Here is a 21720-nt window from a genome sequence, read left to right as displayed (position 1 = left end):
ATGGCATGACGAGCAACGAACACCGTATCCGCGAACTGGCCTACCAGATCTGGCAATCCGAGGGCTGTCCCGAGGGCCAGCACGACCGTCACTGGCAGATGGCCTGCAAGCTGGCCGAGAGCGAATCGCAGGACAGCGTGCCTCCCCGTACCCGCAAGCCGGCGGCCACGCGCAAGGCCAGCCCGGCCGCCAAGCGGGTGGAGGTCGCCCCCGCAGCCAACGCCGCGATCGAGCCCAAGCCCGCAAAGAAGCCACGCGCCACCCGCGCACGGCCGGCGACCCCCTGAGAGGCCGGCCGCTCGAGGACCTGCACGTCTCAGCGACCCAAGGCAAGGGCGAGCCAAGCCGGACGCGCAGACAGCGCGGCCACGGCGTCCTGCCGCCGATGACGTCCGGCCTCAGGCGCTCAACCCCGCCGCATGAGCGATCGCCGGAAGGCACGCGCCGAGCTGCCCGCTGCCGGGCGGCGCAACGTTGATCGGAACAGGACGAAGACTCCTTCCCCCAGCAGTCGGAGACACGAGCATGGATCGGCAACCCCGGCAAAAGAAGAGCGCAGCCCCGCAGGTAAAAATCCCGTCGCGCATCCGCGAGGGCCTGCCCTTCCCCCTTGGCGCGACCTGGGACGGCCTGGGCGTCAATTTCGCCCTGTTCTCCGCCAATGCCACCAAGGTAGAGCTCTGTCTGTTCGACGACGCCGGGCAGACCGAGCTGGAGCGCATCGAACTGCCCGAATACACCGACGAGATCTGGCACGGCTACCTGCCGGACGCCCATCCGGGCCAGGTCTACGGCTACCGGGTACACGGCCCCTATGCGCCGGATGCCGGCCACCGCTTCAACCCCAACAAGCTGCTGATCGACCCCTACGCCAAGCAGCTGGTCGGCGAGCTGCACTGGTCGGAGTCCCTGTTCGGCTACACCATCGGCCACCCGGACGCCGATCTCAGCTTCGACGAGCGCGACAGCGCCCCCTACGTGCCCAAGAGCAAGGTCATCGACCCGGCCTTCACCTGGGGCCGCGACTGCCCGGTGCAGACCCCCTGGGACCGCACCATCCTCTACGAAACCCACCTGCGCGGCTTCACCATGCGCCATCCCGGCGTGCCCGAAGGGCTGCGCGGCACCTGCGCCGGGCTGATGTCGCCCGAGGTGCTCGACTACCTGCGCCAGCTCGGCGTCTCGGCGATCGAATTGCTGCCGGTACATGCCTTCGTCCAGGACCAGCACCTGCTGGAAAAGGGCATGAAAAACTACTGGGGCTACAACACCATCGGCTTCTTCGCCCCGCACCCGCGCTACCTGGCCAGCGGCAAGATCCAGGAATTCAAGGAAATGGTCGCCCACCTGCACCACGCGGGCCTCGAGGTGATCCTCGACGTGGTCTACAACCACACCGCCGAGGGCAACGAGCGCGGCCCGACCCTCTCCATGCGCGGCATCGACAACGCCACCTACTACCGCCTGATCCCCGACGACCGCCGCTACTACATCAACGACTCGGGCACCGGCAACACCCTCGACCTCTCCCACCCCTGCGTGCTGCAGATGGTCACCGACTCGCTGCGCTACTGGGCCACGGAAATGCACGTGGACGGCTTCCGCTTCGACCTGGCGACCATCCTCGGCCGCCGCCCGGAAGGCTTCGACGAGCGCCACAGCTTCCTGGTCGCCTGCCGCCAGGACCCGGTGCTGCGCCAGACCAAGCTGATCGCCGAACCCTGGGACTGCGGCCCGGGCGGCTACCGGGTCGGCGGCTTCCCGCCCGGCTGGGCGGAATGGAACGACCAGTTCCGCGACACCGTGCGGGCCTTCTGGAAAGGCGACGAGAACCAGCTGGCCGACATGGCCGGACGCCTCACCGCTTCCGGCAATCTCTACAACCAGCGTGGCCGCCGGCCGTTCGCCTCGGTCAACTTCGTCACCGCCCACGACGGCTTCACCCTCAACGACCTGGTTTCCTACAACGACAAGCACAACGAGGCCAACGACGAGAACAACCAGGACGGCACCGACAACAACCTGTCCTGGAACCACGGCGTCGAGGGTCCCACCGACGATCCGGAGATCGGCGAACTGCGCTTCCGGCAGATGCGCAACTTCTTCGCCACCCTGCTGTTCTCCCAGGGCACGCCGATGCTGGTCGCCGGCGACGAGTTCGCCCGCACCCAGCACGGCAACAACAACGCCTACTGCCAGGACAGCGAGATCGGTTGGATCGACTGGCACCTCGACGAGGACGCCAAGGCGCTGCAGAACTTCGTCCGGCGCCTGATCCGCCTGCGCCTGCGCTTTCCCATCCTGCGCCGCGGGCGCTTTCTGGTCGGTGCCTTCAACGAGGAGCTGGGCGTCAAGGACGTCACCTGGCTGAATCCCGCCGGCACGGAGATGACCATCGAACAGTGGGAGGAAGAGCACAACCGCTGCCTCGGCATGCTGCTCGACGGCCGCGCCCAGCCGACCGGCATCCGCCGCGCCGGCGCCGACGCCACCCTGCTGCTGGTGGTGAACGCCCATTACGACCTGGTCAATTTCCGCCTCCCCGAGGTTCCCGAGGGCAGCCACTGGAAGCGCTTGGTGGACACCCACAAGCCGACCGCGAACGAGGACGAGGAACGCTTCGCCTTCGGCGCCGAGTACGGCGTCACCGGCCGCTCGCTGTTGCTGTTCGAGCTGATCAGGAACGCCAGCCTGAAGGCCTGAACTAGCGGCCGCTGCTTGCCGGCCGGCTGAGCCACGACCCGTACCGCTCGCGAAAAAACGGGAACCCCACTCCGTGGATTCAGTCTTGTTTTGATAGGTACGGCAGTACCTCGGCTGGCCAGGCCGAGTAGTGACCAGGCCTGCTTTCACCCACCGGAGAGGAAGGCATTACCATGAAAATCCAAGACATCATGACCCGCGACGTACAGACCATCCGCATCGACCAGAGCATGCGCGAGGCGGCCGAGATGATGGAGAAGGTCGATTGCGGCGCCCTGCTGGTCAACGACGGCGACCGCCTGGTCGGCATGCTGACCGACCGCGACATCGCCATCCGCGCCGTGGCCAAGGGCATGGACTGCGATACCCCGGTACGCCAGGTGATGACCCCCAACGTGTGTTACTGCTTCGAGGACGAGGACGTGCAGCACGTCGCCGAAAACATGGCCGACATCCACGTGCGTCGCCTGCCGGTGATGAACCGCGAGAAGCGCCTGGTCGGCGTGGTTTCGCTGGGCAACATCGCCGACTGCCACAACCCCTCGATCAGCGACACCGTGCTGCACGGCGTGGCGCAAGCGCACTGATAGCGGAGCCAACCGACAACCTCCGGGGAGGTGCCTATGAAAGCGGTAGTTTTCCACGACATCGGCGACATCCGCCTGGACGATGTACCGGAACCCCAGATCGAAGCCCCGACCGACGCGATCGTCCGTCTGACCGCCTCGGCCATCTGCGGGACCGACCTGCACTTCATCCGCGGCACCGTCGGCGACATGCGCCCGGGCACCATCCTCGGTCACGAGGGGGTCGGCATCGTCGAGCAACTAGGCGCGGAAGTGCGCAACCTGCAGATCGGCGATCGCGTGGTGATTCCCTCCACCATCGCCTGCGGCAATTGTGCCTACTGCCGCGCCGGCTACTACGCCCAATGCGACGTGGCCAACCCGAACGGCAAGGGCGCCGGCACCGCCTTCTACGGAGGTCCCGCGTCGAGCGGGCCCTTCCAGGGGCTGCAGGCGGAAAAAGCGCGGATTCCCTTCGCCAACATCGGCCTGGTCAAGCTGCCCAGCGATATCAGCGACGATCAGGCCATCCTGCTTTCGGACATTTTCCCCACCGGCTATTTCGGCGCGGAAATGGCCGAGATCCGCGACGGCGATACCGTCGCCGTGTTCGGCTGCGGGCCGGTCGGCCAGTTCGCCATCGCCAGCGCCAGGCTGTTCGGTGCCGCCCGGGTGTTCGCCATCGACCAGTGCCCGGATCGCCTGCAGATGGCGCGCCAGCAGGGCGCGGAAACCATCGACTTCAACTGCGAGGACCCGGTCGAGACCCTGCGCCGGCTGACCGACGGCATCGGCGTCGACCGTGCCATCGACGCGGTGGGCGTGGATGCCGAACATCAGCATGGCCAGCAGGCCCTGGATCCCGAGCAGGCAGAGCGCTTCGCCCGCGAAGTCGCCGCCGTGGCCCCCGAAACCCATCCCGACGGCACCAACTGGCGGCCGGGCGATGCGCCCAGCCAGGCGCTGGAGTGGGCGGTCGAGGCGCTGGCCAAGGCCGGCACCCTGTCGATCATCGGGGTCTATCCGCCGCAGGCGCACAGCTTCCCCATCGGCCAGGCGACGGAGAAGAACCTGACCATCAACATGGGCAACTGCCATCACCGCAAATACATACCCAAGCTGATCGAGCTGATCCTCGCCAAGCGCATCGATCCGGCGAAGGTCCTCACCCAGATCAAGCCGATCAGCGATGCCATCGCCGCCATCAAGGCCTTCGACCGGCGCGAGCACGGCTGGATCAAGGTCGAGCTGCATCCGCAGCAAGTGCAGGGCAGCGGCGGCGTGGGCAGCGAGGAAGTGGTGAACACGGAGAGTCTGCTCGACGAGGGCATCGAGGAGACCTTTCCCGCCAGCGATCCGGTTTCCATTAGCCCGCGGCCGCAGCAGCGCTGAGCGCCCGGCAGCAAGCCATGAGCCCGGGTCCGAGCCGCGACGGGCCGCAGCAGCCCCCCCGGAGCGCGGGGCCGCGACCAGGCCCCGCCATCCGTGATGCCGCCGATCCGCCGGCGGCATCGGCGACCCGCTCCGCACGGCGCCCTGCCGTCGCCAGCACAAGGAAAAGTGATGTGAGCCAAACCCCGCCCGGAGAACTGCGCGTCGAATCCCTGCATATCCTCACGGTGAACACCCACAAGGGTTTCACCGCGCTCAACCGCCGCTTCATCCTGCCCGAGCTGCGCGAGGCGGTACGCGAGGTTTCGGCCGACCTGGTCTTCCTCCAGGAGGTGCTCGGCACCCACGAGCGCCATGCCCGGCGCCATCGCAACTGGCCGGAGACCCCGCAGTACGAGTTCCTTGCCGACAGCATGTGGGGCGACTTCGCCTACGGCCAGAACGCCGTCTACCCGGACGGCGACCACGGCAACGCCGTGCTGTCCAAATATTCCATCCGCAGCCACCGCAATCTCGACATCTCGGTCCCCGGCCCGGAGCGCCGCGGCCTGCTGCATTGCGAACTGGAGGTGCCGGGGCATCCGCCGGTGCATGCCATCTGCGTGCACCTGGGCCTGCTCGAAAGCCACCGGCAGAAACAGCTCGGCCTGCTCTGCGAGCTGATCGACTCGCTGCCGGCCGAGGCGAGCATCGTGGTCGCCGGCGACTTCAACGACTGGCGCCTGCGCGCCAACGACCGCCTGCGCCACTGTGGCCTGGTCGAGGTCTTCGAACACAGCCAAGGTCGTTGCGCACGCAGCTTCCCGGCACGCCTGCCCTTGCTGCGCCTGGACCGCATCTACGTGCGCAACGCCACTGTGCAGCATGCCAAGGTCCTGTCCCACACCCCCTGGCCCCACCTCTCCGACCACCTGCCCCTCGCGGCGGAGGTGCGCCTATGAGCTTTCCCTGGCGAAACGGCAACCGCCTTTGGCTGCTGGAAAACGGCGAGGAGTTCTTTCCCCGGGTGTTCGAGGCCATCCGCCAGGCCCGCCGGGAAATCCTCATCGAGACCTTCATCCTCTTCGAGGACAAGGTCGGCAACGACCTGCACCGCGAGCTGATCGCCGCGGCGCGGCGCGGCGTGCACATCGAGATCACCGTGGACGGCTACGGCTCGGCGGACCTGACCCCGGAGTTCATCGCCGCGATGAGCGAGGTGGGCATCCGCATCCGCATGTTCGACCCGCGGCCGAAGCTGTTCGGCATGCGCACCAACCTGTTCCGCCGCCTGCACCGCAAGATCGTGGTGATCGACGGCACACGCGCCTTCATTGGCGGCATCAACTTCTCCGCCGACCATCTGGGCGACTTCGGCCCGACCGCCAAGCAGGACTATTCCGTCGAGGTGATCGGCCCGGTGACCCGCGACATCCACCGCTTCGCCCTCGCCCGCATTGCGGCCACGGAGCCGTCGCGGCTTTGGTGGCGGCGCCGGCTCCGCGCCCGCAAGGCCGCCAGCGACCAGCCGCCGGCGACGATGGAGGGCGATGCCCAGGCCCTTTTCGTCAGCCGCGACAACCGCACCCACACCAACGACATCGAGGAGCAATACCTGCAGGCCATCCGCCAGGCGCGGCGCCGGCTGGTGATCGCCAACGCCTATTTCTTCCCCGGCTACCGCCTGCTGCGGGAGATCCGCCGGGCCGCACGGCGCGGCGTCAAGGTGGAGCTGATCCTGCAGGGACAGCCGGACATGCCGATCGCCAAATTCGGGGCGCGCCTGTTCTACGAGTACCTGCTCAAGGACGGCGTGCTCATCCACGAATACTGCGAGCGCCCGCTGCACGGCAAGGTCGCCCTGGCCGACGAGGAATGGGCCACGGTCGGCTCGAGCAACCTCGATCCGCTGAGCCTGTCGCTCAACCTGGAGGCCAACCTGATCATTCGCGACCGCGCCTTCAACCAGGAGCTGAACGACCGGCTGGTGCGCTTGAAGCGCACCCACTGCCGGCTCATGACCCAGGAGAAGATCGCCCGCGATGTCTGGTGGCGCATGCCGCTGGCCTTCCTCGCCTATCACACCCTCAGCCACTTTCCCGCCTGGGTCGGCTGGCTGCCGGCGCACAGCCCGAAGGTGGAAGTCTTGCGGGGCTGCTCCCGACCGGACACCGGCAACGACCTGCGCAGGCCCAGCCCATGAAGGCCCTCGCCCTCCGGCCGCGCCGCCACTGGCCACTCGTCCGGCGCCTGCTCGTCTGGGCCTTCTTCGTGCTGATGGCCTGGCTGCTGTTCCGCCTGGCGCGCACCATCGAATGGGACAACGTATTCGCCACGCTGGCCGGCTATCGTCCGGGCACCCTGCTGACGGCCCTGGCCGTCGCTGCCGCCAGCCACCTGCTCTACAGCTGCTTCGACCTGCTCGGCCGCCGCTACGCCGGACACCGGCTGCCGCGGCGCCAGGTGCTGGCGGTGACCTTCGTCTGCTATGCCTTCAACCTCAACCTCGGCGCCTGGATCGGCGGCCTGGCCCTGCGCTATCGGCTCTATTCGCGGCTCGGCCTGCCCGCCGAGCAGATCACCCGGATCTACAGCCTGAGCCTGACGACCAACTGGATCGCCTACCTGCTGCTGGCCGGCCTGGCCTTCGCCAGCGGCAGCGTGCGCCCGCCCGCGCACTGGGCGATCGGTCCTTCCAGCCTGCAGCTTCTGGGTATCCTGCTGCTGCTCCTGGCCGGGCTCTATCTGCTGCTCTGCGCTTTCTCGCGCCGCCGCGTGCTGACCGTGCGCGGGCATTCGCTCGGCCTGCCGAACCTGCGCCTGGCCCTCTGGCAGCTTGCCCTGGGCGCCGGCAACTGGCTGCTGATGGCGCTGGTCGTCCATATCCTGCTGCAGCAGCAGGTCGACTACGGCGCAGTGCTCGGCACGCTGCTGATCGCCAGCATCGCCGGCGTGCTCACCCACATCCCCGCCGGCCTCGGCGTACTGGAGACGGTGTTCGTCGCCCTGCTCCACCAGCAGGTCGAGCGCGACAGCCTGCTGGCCGCGCTGCTCGGCTACCGGGCGATCTACTACCTCCTGCCGCTGCTGGCCGCCAGCCTGGTCTACCTCGGCCTCGAGGCGCGTGCGAAACGGATGCGCCGGAAGGAGGCCGGCAAGCCGGCGTAGCGCGAGGCGCCAGCGATCTCAGCCCAGCTCGAAGGTCGTCACCCCGTACAGCCGGTTCAGCGACAGTGCCGGATCGGCTCCCGTATACATCCGCGCCGTCTCGAACACGACCCTCATGCCGTGCCGCTCGGCCAGCGTGATCGCCTCCCGGTTGACCTCCGGCACGTCCAGGTAGAAGGACTGATCGGGGCCGACGGCGGCGCGCAGCCGCTGCAGCAGTGACTCCGCCAGCGCCGGGCTGTCGGCGTACAGGGGACCGATCTTGTAACCGGAGCGGCACTGGCGCAGCACACCGCAGCCGGCCAGACGGCCATCGCGCAGGATTCCCAGCGCCGTGCCGCCGGGCTGGTCGATCCAGCGGCGGAGAAACTCCGCCCTGGGCTCGGGAAAGAAACCCCGGTCGTAGGCCTCGACCTCGGCGAACGGCAGGGCGGACAGCGTCACGAACTCGAACTCGCCGGAGGGTGTGACAGCGATACCCTGCCCCTCGTAACGCACGTTGCGATACGCCAGCCTGAAGCCGGACCTCCGGTAGTTGTCCTGCTGCTCGACGACGCCATCGAGGCCGATGTTGCGCCCTTCCAGGTACTTCATCGCCGCCGTCCAGACCTGCTTGCCGTAGCCCTTGCCGCGGTATTCCGGCCGGACGATGTAGAGGCCGATGAAGCCGAACGAGTCGCCATAGCGGACCGCCGAGATCGTGGCGACCGGCTCGTCGTTCAACAGCCCGATCAGGAACCCCTTGGGATCGGCCGCATGAAAGCACTCCGCATCGTGAATGCCCGGATTCCAGCCCTCGTCGGCCGCCCAGTCGAGCGCCAGATCGACTTCGCTGCGACGCATGATGCTGATTTCATAGGTTTCCTGCTGCATGCCATTCCCCCTGGATGGATATGGTCCCGTGCTGGCCATGCCGCGCGGCGGACAACCGCCAGCAGTTAAAGCGTAGTACGAGGGTCATTCCCGGCAGCCCGGGCCTGAGCTTCCATCGAGGCGGCTCAGGAACCATCGCCACGCTTTTTCCCTGCCCCTCGATGTCCATTCCCCGGCAACCTCCGTGCCCCATCCCTTTCTTCCGATTGCTCTATGGCTGAGTGGTGCACGGGCATTTTGGGTGAAGGTTCTTCCCCTTCTTGATTTCCGATTTTGGGAATATCAGGACAAAGAAGGTTCCGATGCCTGCCGCCTCGGCGTTTGCATGTCGAAGGGATAGGCCAGCGGCCGAGAATTCGCACAAAGGCGCAGATCAGCGCTTGCCCGGCTTGCGGCTCAGCACGAGCGCCACACCGCCCAGCACGGCCACCGACGACAGGATCAGGCGCCCCGTCAGCGCTTCGTCAAGGAGCACGATACCGGCGAACGCGGCGAGCACCGGGACCGTCAGCTGCACAGACGCGGCCTGATACGCCGCGAGCCGGCGCACCGCGCCATACCAGACGGCATAGCCCGCTCCGGATGCGACAGCCCCGGAAAGCACGGCGTAGCAAGCCCCCTGCCAGTTCCAGCGGAGTTCATCGAGGAAAGGCAGACCGGCCAAGGCCAGCAGCGGGATAGCCCTGGTGAAATTGCTCGCATTGACCGCCAGCGCATCGCCGGCACCCCGGCCGAGCAACGAATAGACGCCCCAGGCGACGCCGGACATCAGCATGATCATGGCCGGGACCGCCGAAGGCGCGCCCGCCCCCGGCAGCATGAGCACGAGCAGACCGGCGATCGCCACCAGCAATCCGCAGATCCCTGCCGGACCGAGCCGTTCGCCGCTCCAGAGGCCATAACCCAGCATGCTCGTCTGAACCGCACCGAACAACAGCAGGGCGCCTGTCCCGGTATTCAGCTCGACATAGGCGAAGGAAAAGGCCGCAACGTAAACCGCCAAGGCCAGCGCACCCGGCCAACTCCCCTTCCCGGCCAGCGGCTTGCGTTGCACGGCGCACAGCAGGTACAGCCCCAGCGCGCCGCTCAGCACACGCAACAGACTGAAGCTGGCGGCATCCATCGACGTCTGCTTCAGGGCCAGCCGGCACAACACCGAATTGCCCGCGAACGCGAGCATGGCCAGGCCGGTGCAGAACCAGGTGACGCCCGGCACCGATACGCCGCTCTGCTGCAGGCTTCTATCCATCGGAAGGACTTCCCGGGAACAAGGGCATGGAGCCTGCCCGAGCGGGCAGGCGACGGGAGCCGGCGGGTATTCAGCCGGAGTGATTCACCGCATCGAGCGCCCGCGCCGAGTACACCAGGGCCGCCCCCGCGTTCATCGCGACGGCGACGCCCAGCGCCTCGGCAATTTCTTCGCGGCTGGCGCCCGCCTTGACGGCTTGCGCCGAATGCACCGCGATGCAGCCGTCACAGCGGGTGGTCACCGCAACGGCGAGCGAAATCAGCTCCCTGGTCTTCGCATCGAGGTGATTGGTTTTGCTGCCTGCACCGCTGGCTGTCTGATAGCCCCGCACGGTATCGGGCGTCAGTGCGGCCAGCTCGCCGATTCCGACCATCAGTTGGTCGCGATAAGTGTTCCAGTCCATCATTGTTTTTATGCCTTCTCGAAGTGACGAAACGTATTCGGAATGCCTGGAAGCAGCGCCGGGCATCCGGTTCAGAAACGCGGACTACGGACGAAGGTATAGAATTCCTGTACCGATCGGTCAATACACAATGTACCGATCGGTCTGTTTGGTTATGATGTTTTCGTCGCCCCGCTACTGTGGGCCGCTTATGGAGGCAGGTCGGGCAATCTCATGGTGAAGCAGGCGGATACGCGTGCCTCCGGGACCAGAGGCACGAAAGAACGGATTCTGGAGACGGCGGCCGATCTCTTCGCGACGAAGGGCTTTCACGCCACCGGGATGGCGGATCTCGAAAAGGCCACGGGACTCGGCCGCGGCGCGCTCTACTACCACATCTCCAGCAAGGAGGAATTGCTCTTCGCGATCACCACGCGCTACCTGCACCTCCTGATCGAAGCAGGCGACGCCCTGCTGGCCGACGAAATGCCCGCCGAAACGCGCTTTCGGGAGTACTCGAAAACGGTCATGTCCGTCATCGTCGAGCACCTGGCCGAGTTGACCGTCTGCTTTCGCGAGGTCCATGCGGTCGTCGGGGAGCACAAGGCCGAACTGCTCGCCCTGCATCGCCGCTACGAAAACATCTGGACGCAGATTCTCGAGCGCGGCGTGGCCGAAGGGATATTCGCGCGAGCGGACGTGGTGGCGGTCAAGGCGGTGCTGGGGATGCACCACTACAGCTACCTGTGGATTCGCCCTGGGGGCCGGAAATCGCCCGAACAGATCGCCGAGGAGTTCTGCGACCTGATCTTGCCCGGACTGAAAGGCTGAAGGACCGCAGAACAGCCTGCCGGCACATGCTCCGGTCGGCAGCGGATCTGCAGCGCAACAATCATTGGGTGTCGCGACGAGCCGCTCGAACCGCTTGTACGGACTCGTCCCGCTGGAACATTGCCTCACCCAGGAAAATCCTGTCGATCTGCTCCGACAGCCTCTCGATGTAGGTCAACAGCGCCTCGGCCTTCCGGGTTTCCGGCCTGTCGAAAGCCTCCAGCCAGCTCATGCCCTGCTCGATTTCCTTTTGCAGTTCTTCCTTGCTCGGGCCCATGGTTTTCTCCTTGCCCCTTTCAGCCATCTCACGGTTCACCATAGCCCAGAACCCGGCTGACCACCTCCCAAACAGCCTTTATCCGCTCGCCTGCCGGGCAGGCTTGCCTTTAGAGACGACCAGTCTATAATCCAGCGGGCTTGCAGCGCCGCTGCGGGAAAAGCCAGGAGCGTCATGGGCGACCTGGCATATTTTTCGCCCATTAATAGACGATCGGTCTATACAAAGAGGCTGTACATGTTCAAGGCAATCCTGATCGAGAAGGACGACGAAGCGGGTTACCGCGCACGGATCACCCCACTGGACGAGGCGCAACTGCCCGAGGGCGATGTGACCGTGCGGGTGGACTACAGCACCCTCAATTACAAGGATGCGCTGGCGATCACCGGCAAGGGACCGGTGGTGCGCAAGTTCCCGATGGTGCCGGGGATCGACCTGGCCGGCACGGTGGAGGCCAGCGACAACCTGGACTTCAAACCCGGCGATGCGGTGCTGCTCAACGGCTGGGGCGTTGGCGAGAATCACTGGGGCGGACTGGCGCAGAAGGCGCGGCTGGACGGCCGCTGGCTGATTCCCCTGCCCCAGGGCTTCGCGGCTTGCCAGGCGATGGCCGTCGGCACCGCCGGCTACACTGCGATGCTCTCGGTGCTGGCCCTGGAACGCCACGGCGTGACGCCGGAGCACGGCGAGGTCCTGGTCACCGGTGCCAACGGCGGGGTCGGCGGCGTCGCCATCGCCCTGCTCGCCCGCCTCGGCTACCGGGTGGTCGCCTCCACCGGCCGGCCGGAACAGGCCGACTACCTGAAGAAGCTCGGCGCCGCCGAGATCGTCGACCGCGCCACGCTCTCCGAGCCCGGCCGGCCGCTGGCCAGGGAGCGCTGGGCCGGGGTGATCGATTCGGTGGGCAGCCATACCCTGGCCAACGCCTGCGCCGCGACCCGCTACGGCGGCACCGTGGCGGCCTGCGGCCTGGCCCAAGGCATGGACTTCCCGGCCACGGTGGCGCCCTTCATCCTGCGCGGCGTGACCCTGGCCGGCATCGACAGCGTGATGCGCCCCCGCGAGGACCGCATCGCCGCCTGGGAACGCCTGGCCCGCGACCTGGACCTGGCACTGCTGGACGAGATCACCCACGAGATCGGCCTGGACGAGGCTATTCCCGTAGCCGGCGAGCTGCTCGCCGGGAAGGTGCGCGGGCGGGTCGTGGTGGATGTGAACCGCTGAGCGCTCAGGGCGCCTCGGCCAGCCGCCGCAGGCGCTCGCCCAGCTCCGCGAAACGGCTCCTGAGCAGGGCATGGAACTGCTGGACCGCCGGCGAGAACTGCTTGCGGTGCGGGCAGACCAGATGCAGCGGCGCCGGCTCGCCGGGGCAATCGCCGAGCAGCACCTCCAGGCGGCCACTGGCCACGTCCTCACCGACGTCCAGCCAGGACTTGTAGGCGATGCCGTGCCCGGCGATGGCCCAGCGGCGCACCACGTCGGCGTCGTCGCTGAGCAGCACCCCGCGCACCGCGACCACCCGCCGGCGCCCCTCCTCCTCGAACCCCCACTTGTCGTGGGCCCGCCCGCCCAGCAGGTAGACCAGGCAGGCGTGCCCGGCCAGCTCGTCGAGTGTTTGCGGCCGCCCTCTGCGCGCCAGGTAATCCGGCGCGGCCACCAGCACCCGGCGGTTGTCCGGCGCCAGCGGCAGGGCGACGAAGCTGGCGTCCTCCATGGGCCCGTAGCGGATCGCCACGTCGATGGGATCGCGAAAGATATCGGCGACCTGATCGGACAGCAGCAGGCGCAGAGTCAGCCGCGGATGCTCGCGGCAGAACTCGGAAAGCCAGGGCAGCAGCAGGTTGCGCCCCAGGTCGGAGGGCGCGCTGACCTGCAGCAGGCCCTGCAGTTCGGCCCGCTCCCGGTGCAGGCGTTCGTGGCCTTCGCGCAGGGTTTCCAGCACCCGCTCGGCATAGGGCAGGTACTGCTCGCCCTCGGCGGTCAGCCGCAGGCTGCGTGTCGAGCGGGCGAACAGGCGTATGTCCAGATCCCGCTCCAGGCGCTTGATCGCCGCGCTGACCTGCCCGGGTAACAGATCGACTTCCCGCGCGGCGCCGGAAAAGCTGCCGAGGGCGGCGGAACGGACGAACAGGGCCAGATCCTCCAGGCGGATCATTTTCACTCCTCAAGTGAAAGTGTTGGCTGATTCTGCTGCTTTTCATTGAAAGCTGCACAGCCGAACATCCACCCAGCCGCTCGCCGCGTCCGATGGCGGGAGCGGAGACCGCCGAGCACCCTTGGAAAATTTCGACAGGAGAACGAACCTTGACCATCGCCACCGCCGCCAAGACCCGCTACACCACCAAGGCCTACGACCCGAGCCGCAAGGTGCCCGAAAGCACCATGGAGGAGTTGCAGACCCTGCTGCGCTACAGCCCGTCCTCGGTGAACTCGCAGCCCTGGCACCACGTCATCGCCGCCAGCGAGGAAGGCAAGGCCCGCATCGCCAAGGCGACCCAGGACGGCTACGCCTACAACGAGGCGAAGATCCTCAACGCCTCCCATGTGGTGGTGCTCTGCGCCCGCACCGATCTGGACGCGGCTCACCTGAAGGCCGTGCTCAACCAGGAAGACCTCGACGGCCGCTTCGCCAATCCGGAAGGCAAGGCCGGCCAGGGCAACGTGCGCAGCTCCTACGTCAACCTGCACCGCTACGACCGCAAGGACCTGCAGCACTGGATGGAGAAGCAGGTCTACCTGGCCCTCGGCACCCTGCTGCTCGGCGCCGCCGCGCTCGGCGTGGACGCCACGCCCATCGAGGGCTTCGACTTCGGCAAGCTCGACGAGGAACTGGGCCTGCGCGAGCGTGGCTTCACCAGCGTGGTGATCGTCAGCCTGGGCTACCGCAGCGACGACGACTTCAACGCCAAGCTGCCGAAGTCGCGCCTGCCGGCCGAGGACATCTTCACCCTCCTGTAAACCGCTCCGCCGCGCCCCGCCGGGAGCGCGGCGACCGGTGTTGCGCTGCCGACCTTCCCCATCACGCTGCGTATTCCCTCCGCCGGGCGGACGCGACAGGCGCCGCGTCTCCAGCAGCGGACCGGCTTCGGCTAGGCTTGGAATGCCACGGACCGCTCCCGAACACCACTCACGGCGCTTGACCGCGGCAAGCCGAACGGCTCAAATTGCGAACCGTTCTCACTGGGCAACAAGGAGCCGTTGATGAGCGCCCGGGACGCAATCATTTCGTTTCTCGCCGCCGGCATGGCCGCCGCCGGCCTCGCTCACGCCGCCGACACCTCGCAGCAGGCACTGATCGCCGTCGTCAAGCGCGACGGCTGGTCCAAGGCCTGTCCGCACCTGCAAGCGAAGATCGACGCGCTCAAGGAGCCTCCGCCTACCTCCGGCAAGGACTGGCACGACTATGTGAGGCTCAAGGGCTGGTGCCTGGTGGAGACGCGCCACGAAGCCGAAGCCATCGCCTTCCTCAAGGGCAAGCTGGCCCTCGGCCGTGGCGACCCTTGCCTGCTGAACATCCTGGGGACCAGCCAGTTTCGCAGCGGCCTGGACGAAGAGGCCATCGCCAGCTTCGAGGAAGCGCTCGCGAACGGCCTGTCCGAACACTCCAAGCCGAGCGTCTACAGCAAATTGACCGGCGCCTACCTGAAAAAAGCCTCCAGCGACGGCCGGCTGGCCGAGCCGGCCAGCCTGGCCAAGGCCGAGCACTATGCCCGGCTGGCCCTGGCCAGCGAAAAGGAGCCGGCACCCGCGGTCTACAGCCAGCTCGCCCATGTGAAGATGGCCCAGCAGAAGCCCGCCGAGGCGATCGAGCTGCTGAAGCTGGCGCTGGAGAAGAACGCCACCTACGAGGGCTGGCCTTCTCCCGGCCTCAGGACGGCCATGGATGCGCAGTTCCTCATGAGCCTGGGGCAGGCCCATTACCAGAAAGGGGAAAGGGAGCGCGGCCTCAGCCTGATGGACGCCGCGGTGGACACGGCGCCCACGGAATCCCAGAAAAGGGTGCTGAACACCATTCGCGACAGCACCCTCGAGCCGCGCCCCGTCGAGCCGCTGCCGAGGCCGCTGGAGCCCTTCGTGCCGTTCGACAAGGGCGCCTGAGTGCCGGGCCCGGACAACGCCGAGCCGGCCCCTAGAGCCTGTTATTAACCACTGCTTTGGTTATCGTTTGCAGTTATGCAGACGACAACCCGAAAACCCTACCCCACCGATGTCAGCGATGAGGAGTGGGCCTTCGTGGCGCCCTATCTGGCGCTGATGCCCGAATCCTCCGCCCATCGCGTCCACAGCCTGCGCGAGGTCTTCAATGCCCTGCGCTACATCGTCCGCGGCGGCCTGCTCTGGCGGCAGATGCCGCATGATCTGCCGCCGTGGCAGGTGGTGTATCAGCAGACCCGACGCTGGATCGAGGCCGGCGTCTTCGAGGAACTGCTGCATGATGTGCGCGAGTTGATCCGGGTGGCGGACAAGCGCAAGGCTCAGCCCAGCGCCGTGATCCTCGACAGCCGCACCCTGCAGTCGACGCCGGAAAGCGGCGCACGGGCCGGCTATGACGGGGCCAAACGCCGCAAGGGCTCGAAGGTGCATATGGCCGTGGATACGCTGGGGCAGTTGCTCGCCCTGCGGGTGACGCCCGCCAACGAACAGGACCGCGCCCAGGTGGCCGCCCTCGCCGAGCAGGTGCAGCGGGTGACCGGTGAGGCGGTGGAGGTTGCCTTCGCCGACCAGGGCTACAGCGGCGAGTCGGCGGCCCGGCAGGCAGAGGCGCATGGCATCCAGCTGGAAGTGATCAAGCACACGGAAGCGAAGAAGGGCTTCATCCTGCTGCCCCGGCGCTGGGTGGTCGAGCGCAGCTTCGGCTGGATGGCCCGCTTTCGAAGACTGAGTCGGGATTACGAGCGCCTGGCCTCGACGCTGGCGGGCTTTCACTTCATAGCCTTTGTTTGCCTGATGTTGCCGACTGCTCTCAAGGCCTTGGCAACACTCGGCTGATCAAGAAACGAACGGGTTAATAACAGGCTCTAGATCTCCACCTGCGTGCCCAGCTCGATCACCCGGTTCGCCGGCAGCTGGAAGTAGCGCATGCTGCGGTTGGCGTTCTTCTGCATGAACACGAACAGGCCTTCGCGCCAGTAGGCCATGCCGATGCCCCGGGTGGGGATGATGGTTTCCCGGCTGAGGAAGTAAGTCGTGCGCATGGGGCTGAAGTCGAGGTTCTCCAGATGGCTCAGGCGCAGGGCGTTGGGAATGTCCGGCTCCTCCATGAAGCCGAAATGCAGCACCACGCGGTAGAAGCCCTCGCCGTAGCTGTCGACCTGGAAGCGTCGCTCCTCCGCCACCCGCGGACTGTCCTCGGCGGCCACCGTGAGCAGCACTACCTGCTCGTGCAGCACCTGGTTGTGCAGCAGGTTGTGCAGTAGCGCATGGGGCACCACGTCCGCCCGTGCAGCGAGGAACACCGCGGTACCCTGCACCCGGTGCGGCGGCTGCAGGCGCACGCTTTCGATGAACGCCGACAGCGGCAGCGCGCTTTCCCCCAGGCGTTCGAAGAGGGTTTCCTTGCCGCGCTTCCAGGTGGTCATCAGGGTGAACAGACCGATCCCGGCGATCACCGGAAAGGCGCCGCCCTGGAAGATCTTCGGCACGTTGGCGACGAAGAACAGGCTGTCGACCAGCAAAAAACTCAGCAGCACCGGGAGCGCCAGCCAGCGCGGCACCTTCCAGAGCAGCAGCATGACCGCCGATACCAGCAGCGTGTCGATCAGCATGGTGGTGGTCACCGCCACGCCGTAGGCCGAGGCCAGCGCGCCGGACGAGCCGAAGCCGAGCACCAGCAGCAGCACCCCGACCATCAGTGCCCAGTTGACCACGCCGATGTAGATCTGCCCCTGCTCGGCGCTGGAGGTGTGCTGGATCTGCATGCGCGGCACGTAGCCCAGCTGGATGGCCTGGCGACTGAGGGAGAAGGCACCGGAAATCACCGCCTGCGAGGCGATGATGGTGGCCAGGGTAGCCAGCACGATCATCGGCAGCAGTGCCCACTCCGGCGCCAGCAGATAGAAGGGGTTGCGCGCCGCCTCCGGATCCGCCAGCAGCAGCGCGCCCTGGCCGAAATAGTTGAGCACCAGCCCCGGCAGCACCAGCAGGAACCAGGCGCGGGCGATGGGCCGGCGGCCGAAGTGGCCCATGTCGGCATAGAGCGCCTCGGCGCCGGTCAGCGCCAGCACCACCGCGCCGAGAATGGCTACGCCGATGCCCGGATGGGCGGCGAAGAAGTTCGCCGCCCACCAGGGGTTGAGCGCCTCCAGCACCTCCGGGCGCTGCAGGATGCCGCGAATGCCGAGCACGCCGAGCACGCCGAACCAGGCCACCATCACCGGACCGAACAAGATGCCGATGCGTGCGGTGCCGTGCTTCTGGATCAGAAACAGGCCGATCAGCAGCACGACCGTCACCGGCAGCACCCAGTGGGCGAGGCCCGGCAGTGCCACGTCGAGACCCTCGACGGCGGACAGCACGGAGATCGCCGGGGTGATCATGCTGTCGCCGTAGAACAGCGCGGTGCCGAACAGGCCGAGCAGCACCAGTACGCCGCTCAGCCGCGGATAGGCGGCGGTCGCCCGGCGGGCCAGGGCGGTCAGCGCCATCACCCCGCCCTCCCCGTCGTTGTCGGCGCGCAGCATGAACAGCACGTACTTCAGCGACACCGTCCAGATCAGCGACCAGAAGATCAGCGAGAGGATGCCCAGCACGCCGTCGTGGTTGACCTGCACCCCGTAGTGGCCGGCGAAGACCTCCTTCAGGGTATACAGGGGGCTGGTACCGATGTCGCCGTAGACCACCCCGGCGGCCGCGACCAGCAGGCTCAGCCCGGACGAGGCATGTTGCTGACGGGGCGACTGCAAGGCAAGTTCGCTCATGAATGCACTCCTGGAAAATGGCTGTCCGCCAGACCCTGGCAGGAAAAAGAATCGTCGCCTCATGACGCATGCTCGCGCAGGCGGTAGCCGATCCCCGCTTCGGTGACGATGAAACGGGGATCGGCGGGATCGTCGCCGAGTTTCTGGCGCAAGTGGCCGACCACCACCCGCAGGTAGTGGCTGTCCTCTACATGGGTGGGACCCCAGATGTCCCTGAGCAGTTGCTGCTGGGTGACGACACGCCCCGGCTGCCGGGCGAGCATGGCCAGCACCTCGTACTCCTTGCGGGTCAGGGCGACCTCCCGGTCGTCGAGCCTGACCCGCCTGCCCTCCAGATCCACCGCCAGCGGGCCGCAGTGCACCGTGCCCGGCGGCTGATCGGGCGGGGCCGGCCGGCGCAGCAGCACCCGTACCCGGGCGAGCAGCTCGCGGATGCTGAAGGGTTTGGTCACGTAGTCGTTGGCGCCGCCGTCCAGCGCCAGCACCTTCTCGCCGTCGCCGGCGCGCACCGAGAGCACCAGCACCGGCACCTGGGAATCGCGGCGCAGCTCGGCGAGCACCTCCTGGCCATCCATGTCCGGCAGACCCAGATCGAGCACCAGCAGATCGGGCCGCGCCTCGAGCGCCAGCGCCACCCCTCGCGCCCGCCGCCGGCTTCCAGCACCCGATAGCCATGGGCGACCAGGCTGATGCGCAGGAACTTGCGGATCTGCGCCTCGTCGTCGACCACCAGGATGCTCTGCTGGGCACTGTTCATGGCGCGCTCACCGGCTCGTCCTCATGCTCGGCCTCGCCCAGCGGCTGCGGCTGCAGCGGCAAGTGCAGGGTCAGGGTCGCGCCCTGCCCGTCCAGCCCCTCGCCCACCGTCACCCGCCCGCCGTGGGCGCCGAGGATGCCCTGGCAGATCGCCAGGCCCAGGCCGGTGCCGGGGCCGCCGCGGTCGCCGCGGGCGGCGGTGTAGAACATGTCGAAGATCTTCTCCCGCTCGGCCGGCGGAATGCCCGGCCCCTGGTCGCTCACCGACAGGCACAGCTCGCCGCCGTCGCTCTCGACCGCCACCCGCAGCCGTCCGCCGGGGGGCGAGAAGCGCGCGGCGTTCTCCAGCACGTTGACCAGCGCCTGCTCGATCAGCGCCGCATGCACGTGCAGCAGCGGCAGTTCCCCGGGGATGCGGGTCTCCAGGGCGAAGGGGGCCAGGACCGGTCGCAGGCGCTGCAGGGAACTGGCGACGATGTCCGCCGGCGCCACCCAGTCACGCTCCAGCTTGAGGCCGCCGTGGCCGAGACGGGTCATGTCCAGCAGGTTCTGGATATAGCGGTCCAGCCGCTCGGCCTCGTCGCGGGTGCTCTCCAGTAGTTCGCGACGGTCCGCCGCGCCAATCTGTCCGTCCAGGATCAGCAGGCTGTCGATGGCGCCGTGCATGACGGTGAGCGGCGTGCGCAGGTCGTGGGACACCGAGGCCAGCAGGGCGCTGCGCAGTTGCTCGGTTTCGCCGCGCAGGCGGGCGGCCTGCAGCTCCTCGGCCAACCGGGCCCGCGCCAGGGCCTGGGCCAGCGGCTGGCCGAGGGCGGCCAGCAGGCGCCGGCGGGGAGCCGGCAGCGGCCGGCGATCCTTGGGGGCGATGCCGAGCAACGCCAGCGGTCCCTCCTCGCCGGACAGCGGCCACCACCACCAGCGCCCATCGGGCAGGGTGTCGGTGCCGAGGCCGGCCGGCAGCTCGTGCTGCCAGACCCAGTCGGCGGCGGCCCGTTCGGCTTCGCCGAGGCCGCCTGCGATGCCCGCCTCGACCCGCAGCCCGCCGGCGCCGTCGGGGCCGAGCAGGCAGACGTCGAGATCGGGCCAGGCGGCGAACTGCTCCACGGCCGCCGCCAGCACCGCGCGGCGGTCGGTGGCGGCGCTCAGCTTGCGGGTCAGGTCGAGCAGCGCCGCGGTTTCCGCCTGGGTCTCGCGCAGCGCCTGCATCTGCCGGCGCTGGCGGGTCGCCAGGTTGCCGGTCAGCATGGCCATGAAGAGGAAGAACGACAGGGTCAGCACATCCGAATGACGCTGCACGCTCAGCGAGAAGGTCGGCGAGATGAACAGCAGGTCGTAGGCGACGAAGGACAGCAGCGCGCAGCACAGCGCGGGGCCGAAACCGCTGCGCACGGCGACCAGCAGGACGGCGACGAGGAACACCTGGGAAATGTTCGGCAGCGCCAGCACCCGGGAGATCCCCCAGGCCGCGAGGCTGGCCAGCAGCGTGGCGAGCAGCGCCAAGGCATAGTCGAACGGGCCGGCGGTGCGCTCGTGCGTGGCGAACGCCGGAGCGGCAGGCGCCTCCTCGGCGGCCAGCACGTCGATCTCCAGGCCGCGCCCCTGGCGCAGCAGGCGCTCCACCACGCCCCGGCCGAACCAGCCGCGGCGGCGGCTGCCGACCAGCAGCACGCTGGCACGGCGCTCCCGGGCATGGCGCAGCAGGGTCTCGGCGACCTCCTCGCCAAGCAGGCCGACCACCTCGCCGCCGAGGCGCTCGGCCAGTTGCTGGGCCGCGTGCAGCAGGCGGCGGGACTCCTCGCTGCGCGGGCGGCCGCTGTCCACGTGGACCAGGCTCCAAGGCAGTTGGCGGCGCCGTGCCACCCGGCTGGCGTGGCGAACCAGGTGCTCGGCCTGCTCGTCGCCGTCCACCGCCACCAGCAGGCGGCCGAGCACTGCCGGCGCCACGCGACCGGAAGGCCGATAGCGGCGCTGCACCTCGCTGTCGGCACGCCCGGCCACCACCTGCAGGGCCAGGGCGCGCAGCGCGGCCAGGGTGGTCAGATCGAAGGCATGGTCCGCCAGCTCGGCCGGCAGGCAATCGATCAGCAATACCTCATGGGCCTCCTCCAGCAGCCAGTCGGGCACCGTCTCGACCACCGGCTGCCCGGTGAGGGCCTCGACCCGGTTCTTCAGGCTTTCCAGGTGCAGCACGTCGAGGGTGGTGTGCACGTCGATGCCGGCAGCGAGCAGTTCCTGCACGTCCTGCCAGCGCTGGGCATGACGGCTGCCGGGAGGATTGGCGCCGGCCAGGCGCTCGATCAGCAGCAGCGCCGGCGGCCGGGCCAGCAGCGCATCGATGTCCAGCCCGCCGGTCGCCTCCCGGCCCCCCGGCAATGCGGCGAGCAAGGTCTGCAGGGAGCGACCGGCCTCGCTGCGGCTAGCGGGCTCGATGCTGGCGACCCGCAGGTCGATGCCCTGGTGCACCAGCTCCGCGGCCCCCTGGAGCATCGCGACGGTCTTGCCCACCCCGGGCGCCGCACCGAGGTAGACCCGGAGCCGGCCGCTGCGCAGGGACCCGGAGGCCGGCCCGGCGCTTCGGACGGCAAGGTCGCGGGCTTCGTTCATGCTGTGGCTCATATACGGATAAA

General features: G+C 67.9%; 19 protein-coding genes and 1 pseudogene. 12 read left to right on the top strand and 8 right to left on the bottom strand.

Annotated elements, in window-relative coordinates:
• Positions 1-5: 5 nt before the first annotated feature.
• The 7 genes from Atro_RS02140 (at position 6) to Atro_RS02110 (ending at position 7808) form a co-directional block, all read left to right on the top strand.
• On the top strand, positions 6-287 hold the full coding sequence (locus Atro_RS02140) for a DUF2934 domain-containing protein (RefSeq protein WP_497926232.1): 282 nt from the start codon (positions 6-8) through the stop codon (positions 285-287).
• Positions 288-525: 238 nt separating this feature from the next.
• Positions 526-2703, top strand: a complete 2178-nt coding sequence (gene glgX, locus Atro_RS02135; protein WP_497926231.1) for a glycogen debranching protein GlgX — start codon at positions 526-528, stop codon at positions 2701-2703.
• A gap of 173 nt (positions 2704-2876) precedes the next feature.
• Positions 2877-3290: a CBS domain-containing protein gene (locus tag Atro_RS02130; RefSeq protein ID WP_497926230.1), complete on the top strand. Its 414-nt coding sequence runs from the start codon at positions 2877-2879 to the stop codon at positions 3288-3290.
• A gap of 36 nt (positions 3291-3326) precedes the next feature.
• Positions 3327-4661 carry a zinc-dependent alcohol dehydrogenase gene (locus Atro_RS02125; RefSeq protein WP_497926229.1) on the top strand — a complete coding sequence of 445 codons (1335 nt, stop codon included), beginning with the start codon at positions 3327-3329 and terminating at the stop codon, positions 4659-4661.
• Positions 4662-4834: 173 nt separating this feature from the next.
• A complete protein-coding gene (locus tag Atro_RS02120; protein ID WP_497926228.1) occupies positions 4835-5602 on the top strand; it encodes an endonuclease/exonuclease/phosphatase family protein in 768 nt (255 codons plus the stop codon).
• Positions 5599-6843 carry a cardiolipin synthase ClsB gene (gene clsB, locus Atro_RS02115; protein ID WP_497926227.1) on the top strand — a complete coding sequence of 415 codons (1245 nt, stop codon included), beginning with the start codon at positions 5599-5601 and terminating at the stop codon, positions 6841-6843. Before Atro_RS02120 ends, clsB begins: the two co-directional genes overlap by 4 nt.
• The gene (locus Atro_RS02110) at positions 6840-7808 is read left to right on the top strand and encodes a lysylphosphatidylglycerol synthase domain-containing protein (protein WP_497926226.1); all 969 of its coding nucleotides are present in this window, start codon (positions 6840-6842) and stop codon (positions 7806-7808) included. The genes clsB and Atro_RS02110 overlap by 4 nt, the downstream gene beginning before the upstream one ends.
• An 18-nt stretch (positions 7809-7826) precedes the next feature.
• Here Atro_RS02110 and Atro_RS02105 read toward each other — a convergent pair whose 3' ends face one another.
• The 3 genes from Atro_RS02105 to Atro_RS02095 all read right to left on the bottom strand — a co-directional run bounded on the left by Atro_RS02105 (position 7827) and on the right by Atro_RS02095 (position 10336).
• A complete protein-coding gene (locus Atro_RS02105; RefSeq protein ID WP_497926225.1) occupies positions 7827-8681 on the bottom strand; it encodes a GNAT family N-acetyltransferase in 855 nt (284 codons plus the stop codon).
• A 373-nt stretch (positions 8682-9054) separates the two neighbouring features.
• Complete coding sequence (locus Atro_RS02100) at positions 9055-9930, bottom strand: DMT family transporter (RefSeq protein ID WP_497926224.1); 876 nt, start codon at positions 9928-9930, stop codon at positions 9055-9057.
• 70 nt (positions 9931-10000) lie between these two features.
• Positions 10001-10336, bottom strand: coding sequence for a carboxymuconolactone decarboxylase family protein (locus Atro_RS02095; RefSeq protein ID WP_497926223.1), 336 nt, complete (start codon positions 10334-10336; stop codon positions 10001-10003).
• Between the two features lie 210 nt (positions 10337-10546).
• Here Atro_RS02095 and Atro_RS02090 point away from each other — a divergent pair, with 210 nt between their 5' ends.
• Entirely contained in the window at positions 10547-11143 is a 597-nt protein-coding gene (locus Atro_RS02090) for a TetR/AcrR family transcriptional regulator (protein ID WP_497926222.1), read from the top strand.
• A 61-nt stretch (positions 11144-11204) separates the two neighbouring features.
• Here Atro_RS02090 and Atro_RS02085 read toward each other — a convergent pair whose 3' ends face one another.
• Entirely contained in the window at positions 11205-11420 is a 216-nt protein-coding gene (locus Atro_RS02085) for a hypothetical protein (RefSeq protein ID WP_497926221.1), read from the bottom strand.
• Positions 11421-11657: 237 nt separating this feature from the next.
• Here Atro_RS02085 and acuI point away from each other — a divergent pair, with 237 nt between their 5' ends.
• The gene (acuI, locus tag Atro_RS02080; protein ID WP_497926220.1) at positions 11658-12644 is read left to right on the top strand and encodes an acrylyl-CoA reductase (NADPH); all 987 of its coding nucleotides are present in this window, start codon (positions 11658-11660) and stop codon (positions 12642-12644) included.
• 4 nt (positions 12645-12648) lie between these two features.
• Here acuI and Atro_RS02075 read toward each other — a convergent pair whose 3' ends face one another.
• Positions 12649-13575: a LysR family transcriptional regulator gene (locus Atro_RS02075; RefSeq protein ID WP_497926219.1), complete on the bottom strand. Its 927-nt coding sequence runs from the start codon at positions 13573-13575 to the stop codon at positions 12649-12651.
• 149 nt (positions 13576-13724) lie between these two features.
• Here Atro_RS02075 and nfsB point away from each other — a divergent pair, with 149 nt between their 5' ends.
• The 3 genes from nfsB (at position 13725) to Atro_RS02060 (ending at position 16409) form a co-directional block, all read left to right on the top strand.
• On the top strand, positions 13725-14378 hold the full coding sequence (gene nfsB / locus Atro_RS02070) for an oxygen-insensitive NAD(P)H nitroreductase (protein WP_497926218.1): 654 nt from the start codon (positions 13725-13727) through the stop codon (positions 14376-14378).
• Between the two features lie 243 nt (positions 14379-14621).
• Positions 14622-15518 (top strand): hypothetical protein, encoded by an 897-nt coding sequence (locus tag Atro_RS02065; RefSeq protein WP_497926217.1) that lies wholly within the window; start codon positions 14622-14624, stop codon positions 15516-15518.
• 75 nt (positions 15519-15593) lie between these two features.
• Positions 15594-16409 (top strand): IS5 family transposase, encoded by an 816-nt coding sequence (locus tag Atro_RS02060; RefSeq protein WP_497926216.1) that lies wholly within the window; start codon positions 15594-15596, stop codon positions 16407-16409.
• A gap of 29 nt (positions 16410-16438) precedes the next feature.
• Here Atro_RS02060 and Atro_RS02055 read toward each other — a convergent pair whose 3' ends face one another.
• From Atro_RS02055 to Atro_RS02045, 3 genes and pseudogenes are all read right to left on the bottom strand, one after another.
• Positions 16439-18337, bottom strand: coding sequence for a potassium transporter Kup (locus Atro_RS02055; RefSeq protein ID WP_497926215.1), 1899 nt, complete (start codon positions 18335-18337; stop codon positions 16439-16441).
• A 59-nt stretch (positions 18338-18396) separates the two neighbouring features.
• Positions 18397-19094 (bottom strand): annotated as a pseudogene (locus Atro_RS02050) (response regulator).
• Positions 19091-21709 carry an ATP-binding protein gene (locus Atro_RS02045; RefSeq protein WP_497926214.1) on the bottom strand — a complete coding sequence of 873 codons (2619 nt, stop codon included), beginning with the start codon at positions 21707-21709 and terminating at the stop codon, positions 19091-19093. Before Atro_RS02045 ends, Atro_RS02050 begins: the two are co-directional and overlap by 4 nt.
• Between the last annotated feature and the right edge of the window lie 11 nt (positions 21710-21720).

The organism is Azotobacter tropicalis (genome assembly GCF_059739045.1).
The sequence above is the reverse complement of the archived record's forward strand: the minus strand, read 5'-3'. Positions and strand labels throughout refer to the sequence as shown.